At 64.0% G+C, this 13,499-nt stretch carries 16 protein-coding genes and 1 tRNA gene; 4 read left to right on the plus strand and 13 right to left on the minus strand.

The genetic code is table 11. From position 1 onward, the window contains the following. Positions 1-567: a TIGR02281 family clan AA aspartic protease gene (locus tag ACR64R_RS17015; RefSeq protein ID WP_487357499.1), complete on the plus strand. Its 567-nt coding sequence runs from the start codon at positions 1-3 to the stop codon at positions 565-567. Positions 568-573: 6 nt separating this feature from the next. Here the strand turns inward: ACR64R_RS17015 and deoA are convergent, their stop codons facing one another. From deoA to ACR64R_RS17045, 6 genes are all read right to left on the minus strand, one after another. Next, positions 574-1,890, minus strand: coding sequence for a thymidine phosphorylase (gene deoA, locus ACR64R_RS17020; RefSeq protein ID WP_487357500.1), 1,317 nt, complete (start codon positions 1,888-1,890; stop codon positions 574-576). Then, the gene (locus ACR64R_RS17025) at positions 1,890-2,693 is read right to left on the minus strand and encodes a purine-nucleoside phosphorylase (protein ID WP_487357501.1); all 804 of its coding nucleotides are present in this window, start codon (positions 2,691-2,693) and stop codon (positions 1,890-1,892) included. Before ACR64R_RS17025 ends, deoA begins: the two co-directional genes overlap by 1 nt. Positions 2,694-2,706: 13 nt before the next feature. Beyond that, complete coding sequence (gene cdd / locus ACR64R_RS17030; protein ID WP_487357502.1) at positions 2,707-3,099, minus strand: cytidine deaminase; 393 nt, start codon at positions 3,097-3,099, stop codon at positions 2,707-2,709. Between the two features lie 94 nt (positions 3,100-3,193). After that, complete coding sequence (locus ACR64R_RS17035; protein WP_128256300.1) at positions 3,194-4,165, minus strand: ABC transporter permease; 972 nt, start codon at positions 4,163-4,165, stop codon at positions 3,194-3,196. A gap of 1 nt (position 4,166) precedes the next feature. Next, positions 4,167-5,306 (minus strand): ABC transporter permease, encoded by a 1,140-nt coding sequence (locus ACR64R_RS17040; protein WP_487357503.1) that lies wholly within the window; start codon positions 5,304-5,306, stop codon positions 4,167-4,169. Further along, positions 5,303-6,835, minus strand: a complete 1,533-nt coding sequence (locus ACR64R_RS17045) for an ABC transporter ATP-binding protein (protein ID WP_487357504.1) — start codon at positions 6,833-6,835, stop codon at positions 5,303-5,305. The genes ACR64R_RS17040 and ACR64R_RS17045 overlap by 4 nt, the downstream gene beginning before the upstream one ends. Before the next feature lie 256 nt (positions 6,836-7,091). On the opposite strand from ACR64R_RS17045, the gene ACR64R_RS17050 reads away from it, so the two are divergent. Next, the gene (locus tag ACR64R_RS17050) at positions 7,092-7,301 is read left to right on the plus strand and encodes a SlyX family protein (RefSeq protein ID WP_487357505.1); all 210 of its coding nucleotides are present in this window, start codon (positions 7,092-7,094) and stop codon (positions 7,299-7,301) included. A 22-nt stretch (positions 7,302-7,323) separates the two neighbouring features. Then, positions 7,324-7,734, plus strand: a complete 411-nt coding sequence (locus tag ACR64R_RS17055; protein ID WP_487357506.1) for a hypothetical protein — start codon at positions 7,324-7,326, stop codon at positions 7,732-7,734. On the opposite strand, the gene ACR64R_RS17060 is transcribed toward ACR64R_RS17055, so the two are convergent. From ACR64R_RS17060 to ACR64R_RS17085, 6 genes are all read right to left on the minus strand, one after another. Beyond that, a complete protein-coding gene (locus tag ACR64R_RS17060; protein WP_487357507.1) occupies positions 7,729-7,902 on the minus strand; it encodes an N-acetyltransferase in 174 nt (57 codons plus the stop codon). The two genes, ACR64R_RS17055 and ACR64R_RS17060, sit on opposite strands and share 6 nt — an antisense overlap. A gap of 64 nt (positions 7,903-7,966) precedes the next feature. Continuing rightward, entirely contained in the window at positions 7,967-8,956 is a 990-nt protein-coding gene (locus ACR64R_RS17065; RefSeq protein WP_487357508.1) for a BMP family lipoprotein, read from the minus strand. Positions 8,957-9,235: 279 nt separating this feature from the next. After that, positions 9,236-9,562: a hypothetical protein gene (locus ACR64R_RS17070; RefSeq protein WP_487357509.1), complete on the minus strand. Its 327-nt coding sequence runs from the start codon at positions 9,560-9,562 to the stop codon at positions 9,236-9,238. An 84-nt stretch (positions 9,563-9,646) separates the two neighbouring features. After that, positions 9,647-10,348 carry a hypothetical protein gene (locus tag ACR64R_RS17075; protein ID WP_487357510.1) on the minus strand — a complete coding sequence of 234 codons (702 nt, stop codon included), beginning with the start codon at positions 10,346-10,348 and terminating at the stop codon, positions 9,647-9,649. 185 nt (positions 10,349-10,533) lie between these two features. After that, positions 10,534-11,946: a protein kinase domain-containing protein gene (locus tag ACR64R_RS17080; RefSeq protein WP_487357511.1), complete on the minus strand. Its 1,413-nt coding sequence runs from the start codon at positions 11,944-11,946 to the stop codon at positions 10,534-10,536. An 18-nt stretch (positions 11,947-11,964) separates the two neighbouring features. Next, positions 11,965-12,705: a metallophosphoesterase family protein gene (locus ACR64R_RS17085; RefSeq protein WP_487357512.1), complete on the minus strand. Its 741-nt coding sequence runs from the start codon at positions 12,703-12,705 to the stop codon at positions 11,965-11,967. 463 nt (positions 12,706-13,168) lie between these two features. Here ACR64R_RS17085 and ACR64R_RS17090 point away from each other — a divergent pair. Beyond that, a tRNA-Ser gene (locus ACR64R_RS17090) sits at positions 13,169-13,258 on the plus strand. A 90-nt stretch (positions 13,259-13,348) separates the two neighbouring features. Here ACR64R_RS17090 and ACR64R_RS17095 read toward each other — a convergent pair. After that, positions 13,349-13,486 carry a hypothetical protein gene (locus ACR64R_RS17095; protein WP_487357513.1) on the minus strand — a complete coding sequence of 46 codons (138 nt, stop codon included), beginning with the start codon at positions 13,484-13,486 and terminating at the stop codon, positions 13,349-13,351. Positions 13,487-13,499: the final 13 nt, after the last annotated feature.

A 13,499-nucleotide genomic window follows, 5' to 3' on the forward strand; every position in this document is an offset into this window, starting at 1 on the left:
ATGCTGCGCAAGCTTCTGATCCTTGGCATCTTTACCGGAACCTCGGCTTCGATCCCGATTATCTATCAGGCGAATCCAAATCTGGTCGACGGGTTGCTGAAATCGACCCTCGCCTCCCGGTCGGCGACGTCGGGGGCTCAACCGCAAGTCGATCTCGCTTCGGTTCCGGATAAGCCGGCAACGCCAATGCCGCTCGGGCGCCAAGTGATGGTCAATGCCGACGAGCGCGGCCATTTCACATCGCAGTTCAAACTCAACGGCCGCCAGATCGACGGAATGATCGACACCGGCGCGACGCTTGTCGCCATCAACGCTTCGACCGCGCGCAGGATCGGCATATCCCTGAACCCGTCCGATTTCAATCGCCAGGTGAACACCGCCAACGGCTCCATCAAGGCCGCCGTGGTGACCCTCGACCACCTTCAGATCGGCAGGATCTCCGTCGACAACGTCCAGACGATGGTGCTCGATGACAGGGCGCTGCAGGTCAATCTCATCGGCATGAGCTTCCTGCAGCGCCTGCAGAAATACCAGGTGCAGAACGGCGCGCTGCTGCTCGTGCAATAGGTCCGATCAGCGAGGCAATATCCGCCTCAGCACGGTCTTGTCGGTGGGCGGCTTTGAACCGCTGATCGTATACGCGGCGCGCACGGCGGCTGCGGCCGCCTCGGCCTGCGCGCCCGTGCGGGCATGGACCACCGCCAGCGCCTCGCCTGAGCGGACCTCGGCGCCGACCGGTAACAACCTGGTCAAGCCGACGGCATGGTCGATCCTGTCGTCCGGGCGGGAACGTCCGCCACCAAGTGTTACGACGGCAAGCCCGATATCGCGTGTTGAAATGCCGGCCACAAAACCATCCTGTTTCGCTTTCACGGCCAGTTCGACTGGCGCCGCCGGCAGGTGCTTTTCCGGGTCGTCGACGAAATCGCCAGGTCCGCCAAGTGCTACCACCATTCGCGCGAAGACCGTGGCCGCCCGGCCGCCTGCAAGAGCTTCGGTGGCGCGCCTGATGCCGTCCTGGTTGGACGAGACCACTCCCGCCGACTGCAGCATCTCGGCCGCCAGCGCCAGCGTCACGTCCTCGAGCCGGCGGTCGCGATAGCGGCCGGTGAGGAAATCGACCGCATTCTTCACCTCGACCGCGTTGCCGGCCGCCGAGGCCAGAGGCTCGTTCATGCCCGTCACTAGCGCGGAAGCGTTCAGGCCTGCGCCGTTCGCGACCTCGACCAGGCTGTTCGCCAGCGCGACCGCGTCGCGCGACTTTTCCATGAAGGCGCCGTTGCCCACCTTGACGTCGAGCACCAGCGAGCCCAGGCCCGCGGCCAGCTTCTTCGACAGGATCGAGGCGGTGATCAGGGGTATCGATTCGACCGTCCCGGTCACGTCGCGGATGGCGTAGAGCCTGCGGTCGGCTGGCGCGAGATCCCCGGTCTGGCCGATGATGGCGCATCCCGTTTCCAGCACCGTCTTGCGGAAAAGCGCCACGTCCGGCTGGCTGGTGTAGCCGGGGATGGCATCCATCTTGTCCAGCGTGCCGCCGGTGTGGCCGAGACCACGGCCCGAGATCATCGGCACATAGGCGCCGCAGGCGGCAACGATCGGCGCCAGCATCAGCGAGACATTGTCGCCGACGCCTCCCGTCGAATGCTTGTCGGTAACTGGGCCAGGCAGATCGGACCAGTCAAGCACGTTGCCGGAATCGCGCATCGCGATTGTCAGCGCCACCACCTCCTCGCGGCTCATGCCGTTGAGGAAAACGGCCATCGCGAAAGCGCCGACCTGGCCCTCGGAGATGGTCCCGGTCGTCAGCCCTTCGACGAAGGCCGCAATCTCCTCGGCGGAGAGCTTGTGGCCGTCGCGCTTGCGGCGAATGATCTCCTGCGGCAGCATCAGTCGGGCAAGCCGTCCTGGAAGACGCGCCGTAGGATCGTCGCCAGCCGCGCGCCGCCGACCGGCGCCATGTCCTTGGTTTCCTGGTGCGAGAGCTCAGCTCCCGTCATCCCCGCCGCCAGGTTGGTGATGACCGAGCAGGCGGCGACCTTGAGCCCGAGGAAACGCGCGAGGATGACCTCCGGCACCGTCGACATGCCTACCGCGTTGGCGCCCATCACGCGCGCCATGCGGATCTCGGCCGGTGTCTCGAAGCACGGTCCGGAGAACCACATATAGACGCCCTGGTGCAACGCCGTGCCAGTTGTCTTGGCCGCCTTCTCGATCGCGCCGCGCAGGCCGGCATCGTAGGCCTCGGTGAGGCCGACGAACCTGCGGTCGCTCGGCTCGCCGATCAGCGGGTTGGAACCGGAGAAATTGATGTGGTCGGTGATCATCATCACCGAGCCCGGCCCCATTTCAGGGTCGACCGAGCCGGCGGCATTGGTGAGGATCAAATGCGAGATGCCGATGCCGGCAAGCACCTCCAGCGCCGGGCGCATCGCGGCGGCATTGCCATGCTCGTAATAATGCGCGCGGCCGGAGAGCATCAGCACCGGCGTGCCGGCGAAATGCCCGGCAACCACCTCGCCTGCATGGCCGGAAACACCGCTGCGCGGGAAGCCCGGCAACTCGGCATAGGAGATGCGCCTGGCATCCTTGACCTGGTCGACAAGTCCGCCGAGGCCCGACCCCAGCACAAGCGCGACCGCGGGCGCCAGCCCGTCCAGCTTTTCGACCAGATGATCCAGCGCTTCCTTCATTCTAGCCAACTCTTCATTTCAAGATGTCGCCCCTGAAGCCGTAGGGTAGCATTTCGCCCATGGTCACGGTCTCGGCCACACCGGTGTTGTCGCACAGATAGAGCTTCGTGTCCGGCTGGCAGAATTCCGCCAGCCGTTGCCGGCAGCCGCCGCAAGGCGAGCATTTGGCCATCCGTTCGGCAATCACCGCGATCTCCACGATCTTGCCGCCGCCACCCATGATGTAGTGGCCGAGCGCGGTCGTCTCGGCGCACCAGCCTTCCGGATAGGACGCCACCTCGATGTTGGCGCCGGTGAAGACGCGCCCGTCCTCGGTGCGAAGTGCCGCACCCACCGGGAATTTCGAATAGGGCGCGTAGGCCTTGGCCATCGCCGTCTTCGCCGCCTCGAACAGATCATGCGACATCCGCTTCTTCTCTCCCGCGATCGTGTTCAAATGCCGGCCGCCTTCGGACGGAACCATCGCCTCAGCGTTGCCGCGACATCAGCCTTCCCCTACATCAGCGTTCCTTGACGTAGGGCACACCGCCGGCGCGCGGCGGAATGGCCTTGCCGATGAAGCCCGCCAGCAAGATGACGGTCAGGACATAGGGCAGCGCCTGCATGAATTGCGCCGGCACCTTGCCGACGAGGGGAAGCGGCGAGCCCTGCAGGCGGATCGAAGCCGCGTCGAGAAAGCCGAACAGCAGGCAAGCGAACATGGCGTTGACCGGCTTCCACTTGGCGAAGATCAGCGCGGCCAGCGCGATATAGCCCTTGCCTGCGGTCATGTCCTTCACGAAGCCGCCATTCTGCACCATCGACAGATAGGCGCCGGCGACGCCGGTGAGGATGCCGGTGCAGATCAGCGCGCGGTAGCGCAGCCAGGCGACCGAGATGCCGGCGGTATCGACGGCGGCCGGATTTTCGCCGACCGCGCGCATTCTCAGCCCAAAGCGGGTGCGAAACAGGACCCACCAGGTGAACGGCACCATGGCGAAGGCGAAATAGACCAGGATGGAGTGGCCTGAGATCAGTTCGGCGTAGATCGGGCCGATGATCGGCACATCCCTGATCGCATCGGCGCCAGGCCAGATGATCGCCTCGAACCGTTCGCCCGGTTGCAGCGCCGGCGTGCGTCCGCCCTGCTGGAACCAGGCTTGGCCGAGGATGATGGTCGAACCGGCGGCGATGAAATTGATCGCCACGCCCGATACGATCTGGTTGCCGCGATGCGTGATCGAGGCAAAGCCGTGCACCAGGGCGAAGGCGACCGAGATCAGCACCGCCGTGCCGAGGCCGATCAGCGCCGAATGGAAGACGGCGGCGGCGGAGGCACCGGCGAAGGCGCCGACCAGCATCTTGCCTTCGAGCCCGATGTCGAAGATGCCGGCCCGTTCCGAATAAAGGCCAGCCAGGCAGGCGAGCAGCAGCGGAACCGAAAGGCGGATGGTCGAGTCCAGCACCTGGATGATCGCGTTGAAAATGTCCATCTCAGGCCCCCGTCCCCTTGATCGCCTGCATGCCGACAGACTTCGGACTGACCGAGGCGAACAGCGCCTGGATGTAAGGCCTGAACATATGTTCCAGAGCGCCGGCGAACAGGATGACCAGGCCCTGGATGATGACGATCATGTCGCGGCTGATCGCCGGCATCTCGAAGGCGAGCTCGGCCCCGCCCTGGTAGAGCATCCCGAACAGGATGGCCGCCAGTACGATGCCGACCGGATGCAGCCGGCCCATAAGCGCCACCGCGATGCCGACATAGCCGGCGCCGGACACGAAATCGATCGCGACATTGTGCTGGTCGCCCATCACCGGGTTAAGCGCCATCATGCCGGCCAGCGCGCCCGAGATCATCATCGCGGTGATGATGATGCGGGTTTCCGAAATACCGGCGTAGCGCGCCGCCTTCGGGCTGTGGCCATAGGTGCGCATTTCATAGCCGAGCCTCGTGCGCCAGATCAGAAGCCAGACCAGGAACGCCATGACCAGCGCCAGCAGGAAGCAGATGTTGAGCGGCGCCGAGCGGATCTTCGCGCCGAACAATTCGATCACCCAGTTGAGCTTCGGCAATTCCGCGCCGGCCAGGAAATTGCGCGTCTGCGGCGCCTGCGAGCCGGCCGGCTTCAGCGGACCGACCAGCAGATAGACCATCGCCGAGGCGGCGATGAAGTTGAACATGATGGTGGTGATGACGATGTGCGAGCCGCGCTTGGCCTGCAGATAGGCCGGGATCAGGCCCCAGAGCGCGCCGAACGCCGCCGCGGCCACGATCGCCATAGGGAAGATCGCCCACCAGGGCAGCACGCTGTCGAAGCTCAGGCAAACGAGCGCGATGCCGAGGCCGCCTATGTAGGCCTGGCCCTCGGTGCCGATGTTGAAGAGGCTGCAATGCGCAGCCACAGCCACCGACAGTCCGGTGAAGATGAAGGTGGTGGCATAGAATAGGGTGAACGCGATGCCCGTGCCCTTGCCGAAGGCGCCCTCGACCAGGATGACAGCGGCGCGGAACGGATTTTCGCCGACCAGCATGACGACAAAGCCGGCGACGATGAAGGCGACCGACAGGTTGATCAGCGGTATCAATCCGTAATCGGCCCAGGCCGGCAGCTTGGCGTAGGGCGTGCTCATTCGGCGGCCTCCTGGTGTTCGACGCCGGCCATCAGCAGGCCGAGCTCACCTTCGGTCGCGTCCGGGCCGCGCTCACCGACGACGCGGCCTGCGAACATCACCAGGATGCGGTCGGAGAGCGAGCGGATTTCGTCGAGCTCGACGGACACCACCAGCACCGCCTTGCCCTGGTCGCGCATGGCGATCAGCCGCTTGTGGATGAATTCGATGGCGCCGACATCGACGCCGCGCGTCGGCTGGCCGACGATCAGCACGCCGGGGTCCTGTTCCATTTCGCGCGCCAGCACGATCTTTTGCTGGTTGCCGCCGGAGAAATTGGCTGTCTTGAGACGCGGATTGGCGGGGCGGATGTCGTATTTCTCTATCTTTTCCTTGGCGTCGGCCATGATGGCATCGATGTCGAGGAACGGCCCCTTCAGGTAGCGCTCGTCGTCATGGTAGCCGAGGATCGAATTCTCGTTCTCTTCGAAGGCGAGCACCAGCCCGACATGGTGGCGGTCCTCCGGCACATGGGCAAGCCCCCGGTCCCGCAACTCGCCAGGATCGGCCTTGCCGGTGAGATCGATCGGCTTGCCGTCGAGCATCACCTCGCCGGAAACCGCTTGCCGGATGCCGGAGATCGCCTCCAGCAGTTCGGACTGGCCGTTGCCGGCGACGCCGGCGATACCGACGATCTCGCCGCCCCGAACGTCGAACGAGACGTTGTCGACCATGGTGACGCCGCGGGAATCCTTGACCGTCAGGTTCTTGACCGAGAGTTTCACCGCGCCGGCTTCCGACTGGCCCTTCTCGACCCTGAGAAGCACGCGCCGCCCGACCATCAGCTCTGCCAACTCGCCGACCGTGGTTTCCTTCGTCACCCGGGTCGCCACCATCGTGCCTTGGCGCATCACCGAAACCGTGTCCGTGATCGCCATGATCTCGCGCAGCTTGTGCGTGATGAGCACGATGGTTTTGCCCTGGTCCTTCAATTGCTTGAGGATGCGAAAGAGGTGATCGGCCTCGGCCGGCGTCAGCACGCCCGTCGGCTCGTCGAGGATCAGGATTTCGGCGCCGCGATAGAGCGCCTTGAGGATTTCGACGCGCTGCTGCAGGCCGACCGGCAGTTCCTCGATGACGGCGTCGGGATCGACTTCGAGGCCGTATTCGCGCTCCAGCCGCTCGAGCTCCGAACGCGCCTTGGCGATGCTGCTCTTCAGTAGCGCATCGTTCTCTGCCCCCAGTATGATGTTCTCCAGCACGGTGAAATTGTCGACCAGCATGAAATGCTGGTGCACCATGCCGATTCCGAGCGCGATGGCGTCGTTTGACGTATTGATCGACACCGGCTTGCCGCCGACACGGATCTCACCGCTATCGGCCTGGTAGAAGCCGTAAAGGATCGACATCAGCGTCGACTTGCCGGCGCCGTTCTCGCCAACGATGCCGTGGATGGTGCCGCGCGCGACTTCCAGGTTGATGTCGCGGTTGGCGCGCACCGCGCCAAAGCTCTTGTTGATGCCTACGAGCTCGATTGCGGCTTGCGCCATGCAGCCTGTCCCACTCAGTTTTTTTATCGCTTGGTCAAAATGCCTAGCATGATGCCCAGCCCCTGCCAATCGGCCTTTCACTCTCGACAAATCCCCGCGCCCTTGTCAATTTCGAACCTGGGCAGGGTCCGCAAAAGTGTCTCAAGGTTTTGCGATTCGCACCTGCCAAAACGAAAAGAGCATGGGCAGATGGTCATGGGACATCCCGGGAGTATCTGCCTTGGATGCGGCTTCATATTCGCAAGGGTCGGTTTGCATGGTCATGCCTGAAGATCGGCTGACGACGCTGGAAATCCGCGCCGCCGAGCAGGAAAGGACAATCGAGGAACTGTCCGGCCAGATCGCCGAACAGTGGAAGGTGATCGAGCGTATGGAGCGCAAGCTTGCCGCCCTGAGCGACCGGTTCCTGGAACTGGAGGAGCAGACCGCCGCCGACGTGCCGGTGACCAAGCCGCCGCACTGGTGAGGAGCCATGGGGGAAGGCGGCTATGTCCAGTGAACGCGACTATGTCGGCAGGGCTGGCGACTATGTGTTCGGCCTGATGAACGACAAGGAACGCGCCCGCGCCGAGCGCGACCTCGAGATCGACCCTGCCTTTCGCGAGGCGGTGCTCTCACTCGACGAGCGCCTGCGCGCCTTCGATCCCTCTTGGGCTGGCGGACGCGGCCGTCGCTGGGAGTTGGTCGCCCAAAGCCTTGCCGAAATGCCGCAAATGCAGACGCGGCTGACAGCCATTGCCGCCCCGGAAACACAGAAGCAGCCGCCGATGGATCACCGACCCGAGCGCAAGCCCTATGACGTCGGCCCACATTCGGTCGGAGGCAGGAGACTGGGCTTCGTCATCGCGCTTGCCATGTTGGCGGCCTTTGCGCTCGGCTATCTCGCCGGCACCCTATAAGGTGCGCGACATCAACAGCATCGGCGCGTCGTCTTGCTCGAAAGTCTCGGCCGCCATCCATCCGAGCGCTTCGTAGAAGCCTCGCGCCTGCCACGTGTGGAGGTGGAGCATGCCGATGCCGGCCGACGCGGCATGACCCTCGATCGCTTCGATCGTCGGTCGCATCATCCCGTTGCCAAAACGAAACCGCCGGGCGTCGGCCCGGCGGTCCAAAGCTTAAGTGATTTGAAGATCAATAGGGGCACTTGTTGTCGGCGGTATAGTCGTGGACCTCGACCTTGCCGGAGATGATGTCGGCCTTGGCCTTTTCCACCGCCGCCTTCATCTCATCCGTCACCAGCGCCTTGTTGTTGTCGTCCATGGCGTAGTCGACGCCGCCTTCCTTGAGGCCGAGATTTTGGAGGCCGCCTTTGAAGGTGCCGTTCTTGCCGTCCATGAACGCGTTGTAGACGGCTACGTCCACGCGCTTCATCATCGAGGTCAGCACCTTGCCCGGCTGCAGGCCGTTCTGGTTGGAATCGACGCCGATGCCGAGCTTGCCGGCATCCGCCGCCGCCTGCAGCACGCCGACGCCGGTGCCGCCGGCCGCCGCGTAGACCACGTCGGCGCCCTGGTCGATCTGCGTCTTGGCGATCTCACCGCCCTTGGCCGGATCGTTCCAGGCCGCCGGCGTGTCGCCGGTCATGTTCTGGATGACATCGGTCGCGCCGGCCGACTTGGCGCCGCCGACATAGCCGCATTCGAACTTGCGGATCAGCGGGATGTCCATGCCGCCGATAAAGCCCACCTTCTTCGACTTCGACGCCATCGCCGCCAGGATGCCGACGAGATAGGAGCCTTCGTTCTCCTTGAACACCAGCGAGCGGACATTGGGCATGTCGACAGCGTCGTCGATGATGGCGAAATTCAAGTCCGGATAATCCTTCGCGACCGCTTTCAGGGCGTCCTCCCAGGCAAAGCCCGCCATGACGATCGGGTTGCGGCCGTCCTCGGCGAAGCGGCGCAGCGCCTGCTCGCGCTGCGAGGCGTTGGAGACCTCGAATTCGACGTAGGCGATACCGGTCTCGGTCTTGAACTTCTCCGCGCCATGATAGGCGGCCTCGTTGAAGGATTTGTCGAATTTGCCGCCCAGATCATAGAGGATCGCCGGCTGGACATCCGCGGCGAATGCCGGAAGAACCATTGCGGTTGCGGCCAGAAGGCCGAGAACGATACGTTTCATGAGATCCACACCCTGTCGGTTATTTTACTTTTTGCACCGCCCGCCCACCCGGTTCTCCGGCAGGCTGTCGACGCCAGGCAGGAAGTGCTTTCCCTCCCGCTCGCGGTCAATCTGGCACGGCGCGAAACAAAATTCACGTGGAATTTTGACCTGTTGGAAAAAGCGGTTACCTGCGGTCCGCCCGCCTCCTTGAGCAAATTGCAGGTAGACCGTGAAACGGGCAGACACTGCGGTTTCGTCGTGGCCTTGCGTCCGGAAGTGCATCAGAACCAAGAGCCTTCAGGGACTTGGAGCGAATTCCGCGCCGCGGCGACGGCGCCGGTAGCCTATGGCGTAAAGCAGGAAAGCAAGCACCGCGAACACCGCGAAGCCGGGTTGCGCAAGTACCCAGGCGACGGCGCCGTCCCAGACCAGCGGGCCTGCCTTGGCGCGCACGAACGTCTCGAACGCCGCCCGCGTGTCCGGCGAGGCCGCCAGCCAGCTTGCGTTGAGCGGCGTCATCACCAGCGAGGAGGCGGCGACCGAGCGTGTCGTGTCGATTACCGCCATGATGACGGAAACCGACAACGCAACCATGGCCGCCAGCCGAAAGATGAAACGCAACATCGATGCTCTCCCCGGGAAAGCTCCCGTCTGCTCCGCGATCGACATAGAGCGTGCGTAACTCCCGCGCAATCGCGACCGATGATATTAACGGGCCGGCGGGGGCCGGCGCCGGTTTACCCGCCAGATGACGAAAATGCCGCCGGCGATCGCCCCGACGATCAGGCCTCCAAGCCCGACAAAGGCCGCGAAAAATCCGCAGGCGCCCTCGAAGCAGCTCATATGGGTCAGGTCCGCGATCAGCGAACCGACGAAGAACCCGGCGCAGGCGCCGATCGCGCCGCCAAGGATGATCCCGAGCAGCGCGGCGAGGATCGAGACCAAGACCGGCGGCCGCTCGGTCTCAGGATTGACATAGACAGTCTCGGCGCCGGCGCCGCCGCGCAGGAGAAAGATGCAGAGCAAACCGATGGCGATCTCGGCGACGGTGAAGCCCAGCGCCTCGGCCGAAAAGACGAAGTCGGACATAAGCAGCACATAGGCCTGGCGCACGAGGAGCCAGATGATGATGGCGATTTGCCAGATCGTATAGTGGCGCGGGAAACGGGCCGACCGGTTGAAGGCAAGACCAAGCAGATACAGCCCCCACAGAATCGTGATCACGCCGCCGGCAAGGCCGCCATAGATCAGGAAGAAGACGCTGTGCGGCAGGCTGAAGTCGCCGATCAGCCGCCAGTTCGAGATCAGGCCATAGGCCGACAGCCCCATGACGACGACGAGCCACCCCACCGGGATGAAGGAAAGCCCGCTGTCCGGCCGTCCCGCGGGTTGCCGATCGATGGAAGCCATGTCAGGACGATGCCCCTCGCAAAGCCCAATGCAATTCCCGGGAGACCGCCGCTCCACCCGCAATTGCGTGAAACCAACTTTGGAGCGGTCCGGCGATGTGGTCAAAGGCCGAAGCACTCGGGGGCAGTCGACAGGCAGTCGCGACCGGAGTCAAGCGCGAACGGGTCCGCAGGGCACCGATGACATCACGACGATTGCCGCCTTTGTTCCTCGACCGCTTTCAATCGCACCACCGACACCGAGCAAAGGGCTCGCGCCACGACCTTGGTCGAGACGCTGCCGAGGTGCCGGCGCATCTTCGAAGACGAGCGCGCGCCGACGACGATATGGCCGACATCATTGTGCTCGGCGTAGTTGAGGATCGCGTCGGCCGGACTGACGGCCTCGAGCACGTGGTAGCTTATCCGATCCTCCGGCAGATGCAGTGGACGTGCCCAGTCCTTCAAGGCGACCAGCCGCTGCAGATAGACCAATCGGCCCGATTGATCGATCGTCGGCGTGTCGGCGATGATCTCGGTCTTCAACACCGTCACGCAGGCCAGCCACGAGTCCTGACGCGCCGCAAGCACGCGCGCGGTTTCGTTGAGAACCTCGCCCGCCAACGCATCGCTTCCGTTGGCAAGGTCGACCGCGGCCAGAACGATCGATGGCCCGGCGCGTACCCTGGAGTCGGCCGCTCTCCCCACCAGTGACTTCTCGTCCGTCCTGCGGAAGAGATTCCTGATCGCGCCCCAGGTACCTCCGTTCGATGGCGCGCGATTTCTGGCGACCACGACCTGGTCGGGGTTGCTGAGATCCGAGAGAACGTGCGCGGCATCGGCGTACCGCCTCGATCTGTCGACTTCCATGCATCGGAGAATGACAGCCTCCAGCCATCTCGGTATGGCCCTGTCGACATCTCGCGGCGGCCTGGGCGCGTGATAGAGCCTGCGCTTCATTCCCGCGAAGGTGGCCGGACGCCCGTACGGCTCCTCGCCCGTGGCGAGTTGATAGAGGATGCAGCCCAGCGCGAACACGTCGCTTGCGGGATCGGACCTTTCGCCCAGCACCTGTTCCGGCGATATATAGGCTGCCGTGCCCATCGGCACCGAGCTCTCCTCGCCGAGAAGGTCTGGAAGCTCGGCATGGCGGGCGAGGCCGAAGTCCAGAAGAACGGCGCCGCGCTCGGCAAGAATGATGTTCTCGGGCTTGAGATCGAGATGGACGACCTTCTGGCGATGCAGAGCGGCGAGCGCCTTGGCGATCTCAGAGCCGATCCTTGCCACCTCGTCGGGCGGCTGCGGGGCGGCGTTGGTCAGTCGCTCCACGCCGACGCCAGCGACGAACTCCATCGCGATGTACGGAACCGTTGCCAGGCTTCCGGATGCCGCGAAGCGCGGCACGTGCGGACCCGACAGGCGTTTGAGGATCAGTTCCTCGGCTTCGAAACCGAGTATGACGGAAACGTCGCCACCGGGATCGAGAAAGGGGATCTTCAGCAAAAGCGGGAAATTGAATTCCGGATTTTTCGCACGCCACAGTGAGGCCATGCCGCCGGATTGAAGCCTTTCGACGAGCTCGAAACCGTCGATCCTTGCCCCTGCCTCGAACTTCTGCATCCATCGCCTCCAGCTTGACTAGCGGCCGATTTTCAAGCGCATGCCGAGCCACCCGGGCAGTCCTGTCGCCTGAATCTTGCGGACGGTTTCTTCGTGATCATAAGGAACGCGCACCATCGTCAGTTCGCGCCGTTCCGTGTCGAGCAGCGCGAAACAGGCGGCCGGGTTGCCGTCGCGCGGCTGGCCGACCGCCCCGACGACGACGACATGCCGACGCAATTCGGATACGGGCGCCGCCACATTGTCCAGCGGCCGGAAATGAACCGGCCGGCTGCCCGGCAAGGCGTAGTAGACGGCTGGAATGTGGGTGTGGCCACAGAGAATGACGCGGGCGTCGCTTGCCGACAGGCAGCGTTCTGCCGCGTCGACATCGCGTATATACAGCCATTTTTCCGGGCGTTCCGCGCTGGCGTGGACATAGAGCCGGTCTTGGGACCGCAGCGAGAGCGGCAGCTTGGCAAGAAAGTCGAAATGCGTCCGGGTGAGGCATTTGCGGGTCCACTCGATGGCGGTCCGCGCATTCTCCGTCATGTCGTTCCGGCCGAACGCCGCCGCCTCATCGTGATTGCCCATGATGCAGGCTGCCCCGTCTTCGACGAGATCGGCCGCCTTCTCGACCACATAGGCGGGATCAGGCCCGTAGCCGACCAGATCGCCGAGCAGGACCAACTGGTCCGGCGCCAGCTTCCGAGCAGCCTCAAGGACTGCGTCGAACGCCTCGCGGTTGGCATGAATGTCAGACAGGACTGCAATACGCATTCAACCTTGTCCCGGGAACGGGACAACTTAGCAAGACGCCGGCCGCAAGGGATTTGATCCGGCTCAATGTCCCTGCGGGAGCTTATGGCGGAGCGTCCCCTGCCAATACGGTTTCCTCATCGGCCTTACGACATTGGCTGCAGTTCGGCTGCGCGGCCTCTCACTTACCAGGCGCGAAAGCGCCTTGTGGGTCAGCCCGCCCACATCACACGAGCGCACGGCACGCCGTCGTTTGAGGCGGCCTTCTGTGGCATCCACGACCAAAAGCCTTTGCAATGCCATTATGGCTTGGCATTCGCTTTCGGATCGACTAGATGAGCCCCGCGCCTGTTTGCCGAGACGGCTAGCGGTGCAGGGAAGGTTGCCCGCCGGTTGAAGGCAGCCACATGTCCGTTCAGGACTTCCCACGGGAGCATCTTCCCCAACCCGCCCGGCGAAACCGGCCGGCGCGAGATGCTAGGACGGAGAGGTGGCCGAGTGGTTGAAGGCGCACGCCTGGAAAGTGTGTTTACGGGAAACCGTAACGCGGGTTCGAATCCCGCTCTCTCCGCCAGCTGCCCCCTGCAATCATCGACGAAGCTGCCGCGATGTCTGCCTTCTGGCAACGGCGGAACCTGGCTCCATACTGATCTGCCGAGGGGTTTCAGCGATGGGAAGCACCCCCGAAATACAATGCCTGGCGGCGCCTCGACAGGTGGCGCTCATAACCGCCGCCGCCACAGGCGGTGAACTCGATGCGCGCGCCATCCTCGATGGTCTCTTCGCTGAAGGCCGGCAGCACGATCTTGTCGCCG

Source organism: Mesorhizobium sp. MC2-1-1 (genome assembly GCF_057597255.1).

What these genes read in the sequence shown, in the direction of transcription:
- ACR64R_RS17035 (WP_128256300.1), bottom strand. Translation starts at nt 4,165, where the DNA reads ATGGACATTTTCAACGCGATCATCCAGGTGCTGGACTCGACCATCCGC.
- ACR64R_RS17025 (WP_487357501.1), bottom strand. Translation starts at nt 2,693, where the DNA reads ATGAAGGAAGCGCTGGATCATCTGGTCGAAAAGCTGGACGGGCTGGCG.
- deoA (WP_487357500.1), bottom strand. Translation starts at nt 1,890, where the DNA reads ATGCTGCCGCAGGAGATCATTCGCCGCAAGCGCGACGGCCACAAGCTC.
- ACR64R_RS17075 (WP_487357510.1), bottom strand. Translation starts at nt 10,348, where the DNA reads ATGGCTTCCATCGATCGGCAACCCGCGGGACGGCCGGACAGCGGGCTT.
- ACR64R_RS17065 (WP_487357508.1), bottom strand. Translation starts at nt 8,956, where the DNA reads ATGAAACGTATCGTTCTCGGCCTTCTGGCCGCAACCGCAATGGTTCTT.
- ACR64R_RS17045 (WP_487357504.1), bottom strand. Translation starts at nt 6,835, where the DNA reads ATGGCGCAAGCCGCAATCGAGCTCGTAGGCATCAACAAGAGCTTTGGC.
- ACR64R_RS17055 (WP_487357506.1), top strand. Translation starts at nt 7,324, where the DNA reads ATGTCCAGTGAACGCGACTATGTCGGCAGGGCTGGCGACTATGTGTTC.
- ACR64R_RS17080 (WP_487357511.1), bottom strand. Translation starts at nt 11,946, where the DNA reads ATGCAGAAGTTCGAGGCAGGGGCAAGGATCGACGGTTTCGAGCTCGTC.
- ACR64R_RS17060 (WP_487357507.1), bottom strand. Translation starts at nt 7,902, where the DNA reads ATGATGCGACCGACGATCGAAGCGATCGAGGGTCATGCCGCGTCGGCC.
- ACR64R_RS17085 (WP_487357512.1), bottom strand. Translation starts at nt 12,705, where the DNA reads ATGCGTATTGCAGTCCTGTCTGACATTCATGCCAACCGCGAGGCGTTC.
- ACR64R_RS17070 (WP_487357509.1), bottom strand. Translation starts at nt 9,562, where the DNA reads ATGTTGCGTTTCATCTTTCGGCTGGCGGCCATGGTTGCGTTGTCGGTT.
- cdd (WP_487357502.1), bottom strand. Translation starts at nt 3,099, where the DNA reads ATGTCGCATGATCTGTTCGAGGCGGCGAAGACGGCGATGGCCAAGGCC.
- ACR64R_RS17040 (WP_487357503.1), bottom strand. Translation starts at nt 5,306, where the DNA reads ATGAGCACGCCCTACGCCAAGCTGCCGGCCTGGGCCGATTACGGATTG.
- ACR64R_RS17050 (WP_487357505.1), top strand. Translation starts at nt 7,092, where the DNA reads ATGGTCATGCCTGAAGATCGGCTGACGACGCTGGAAATCCGCGCCGCC.
- ACR64R_RS17015 (WP_487357499.1), top strand. Translation starts at nt 1, where the DNA reads ATGCTGCGCAAGCTTCTGATCCTTGGCATCTTTACCGGAACCTCGGCT.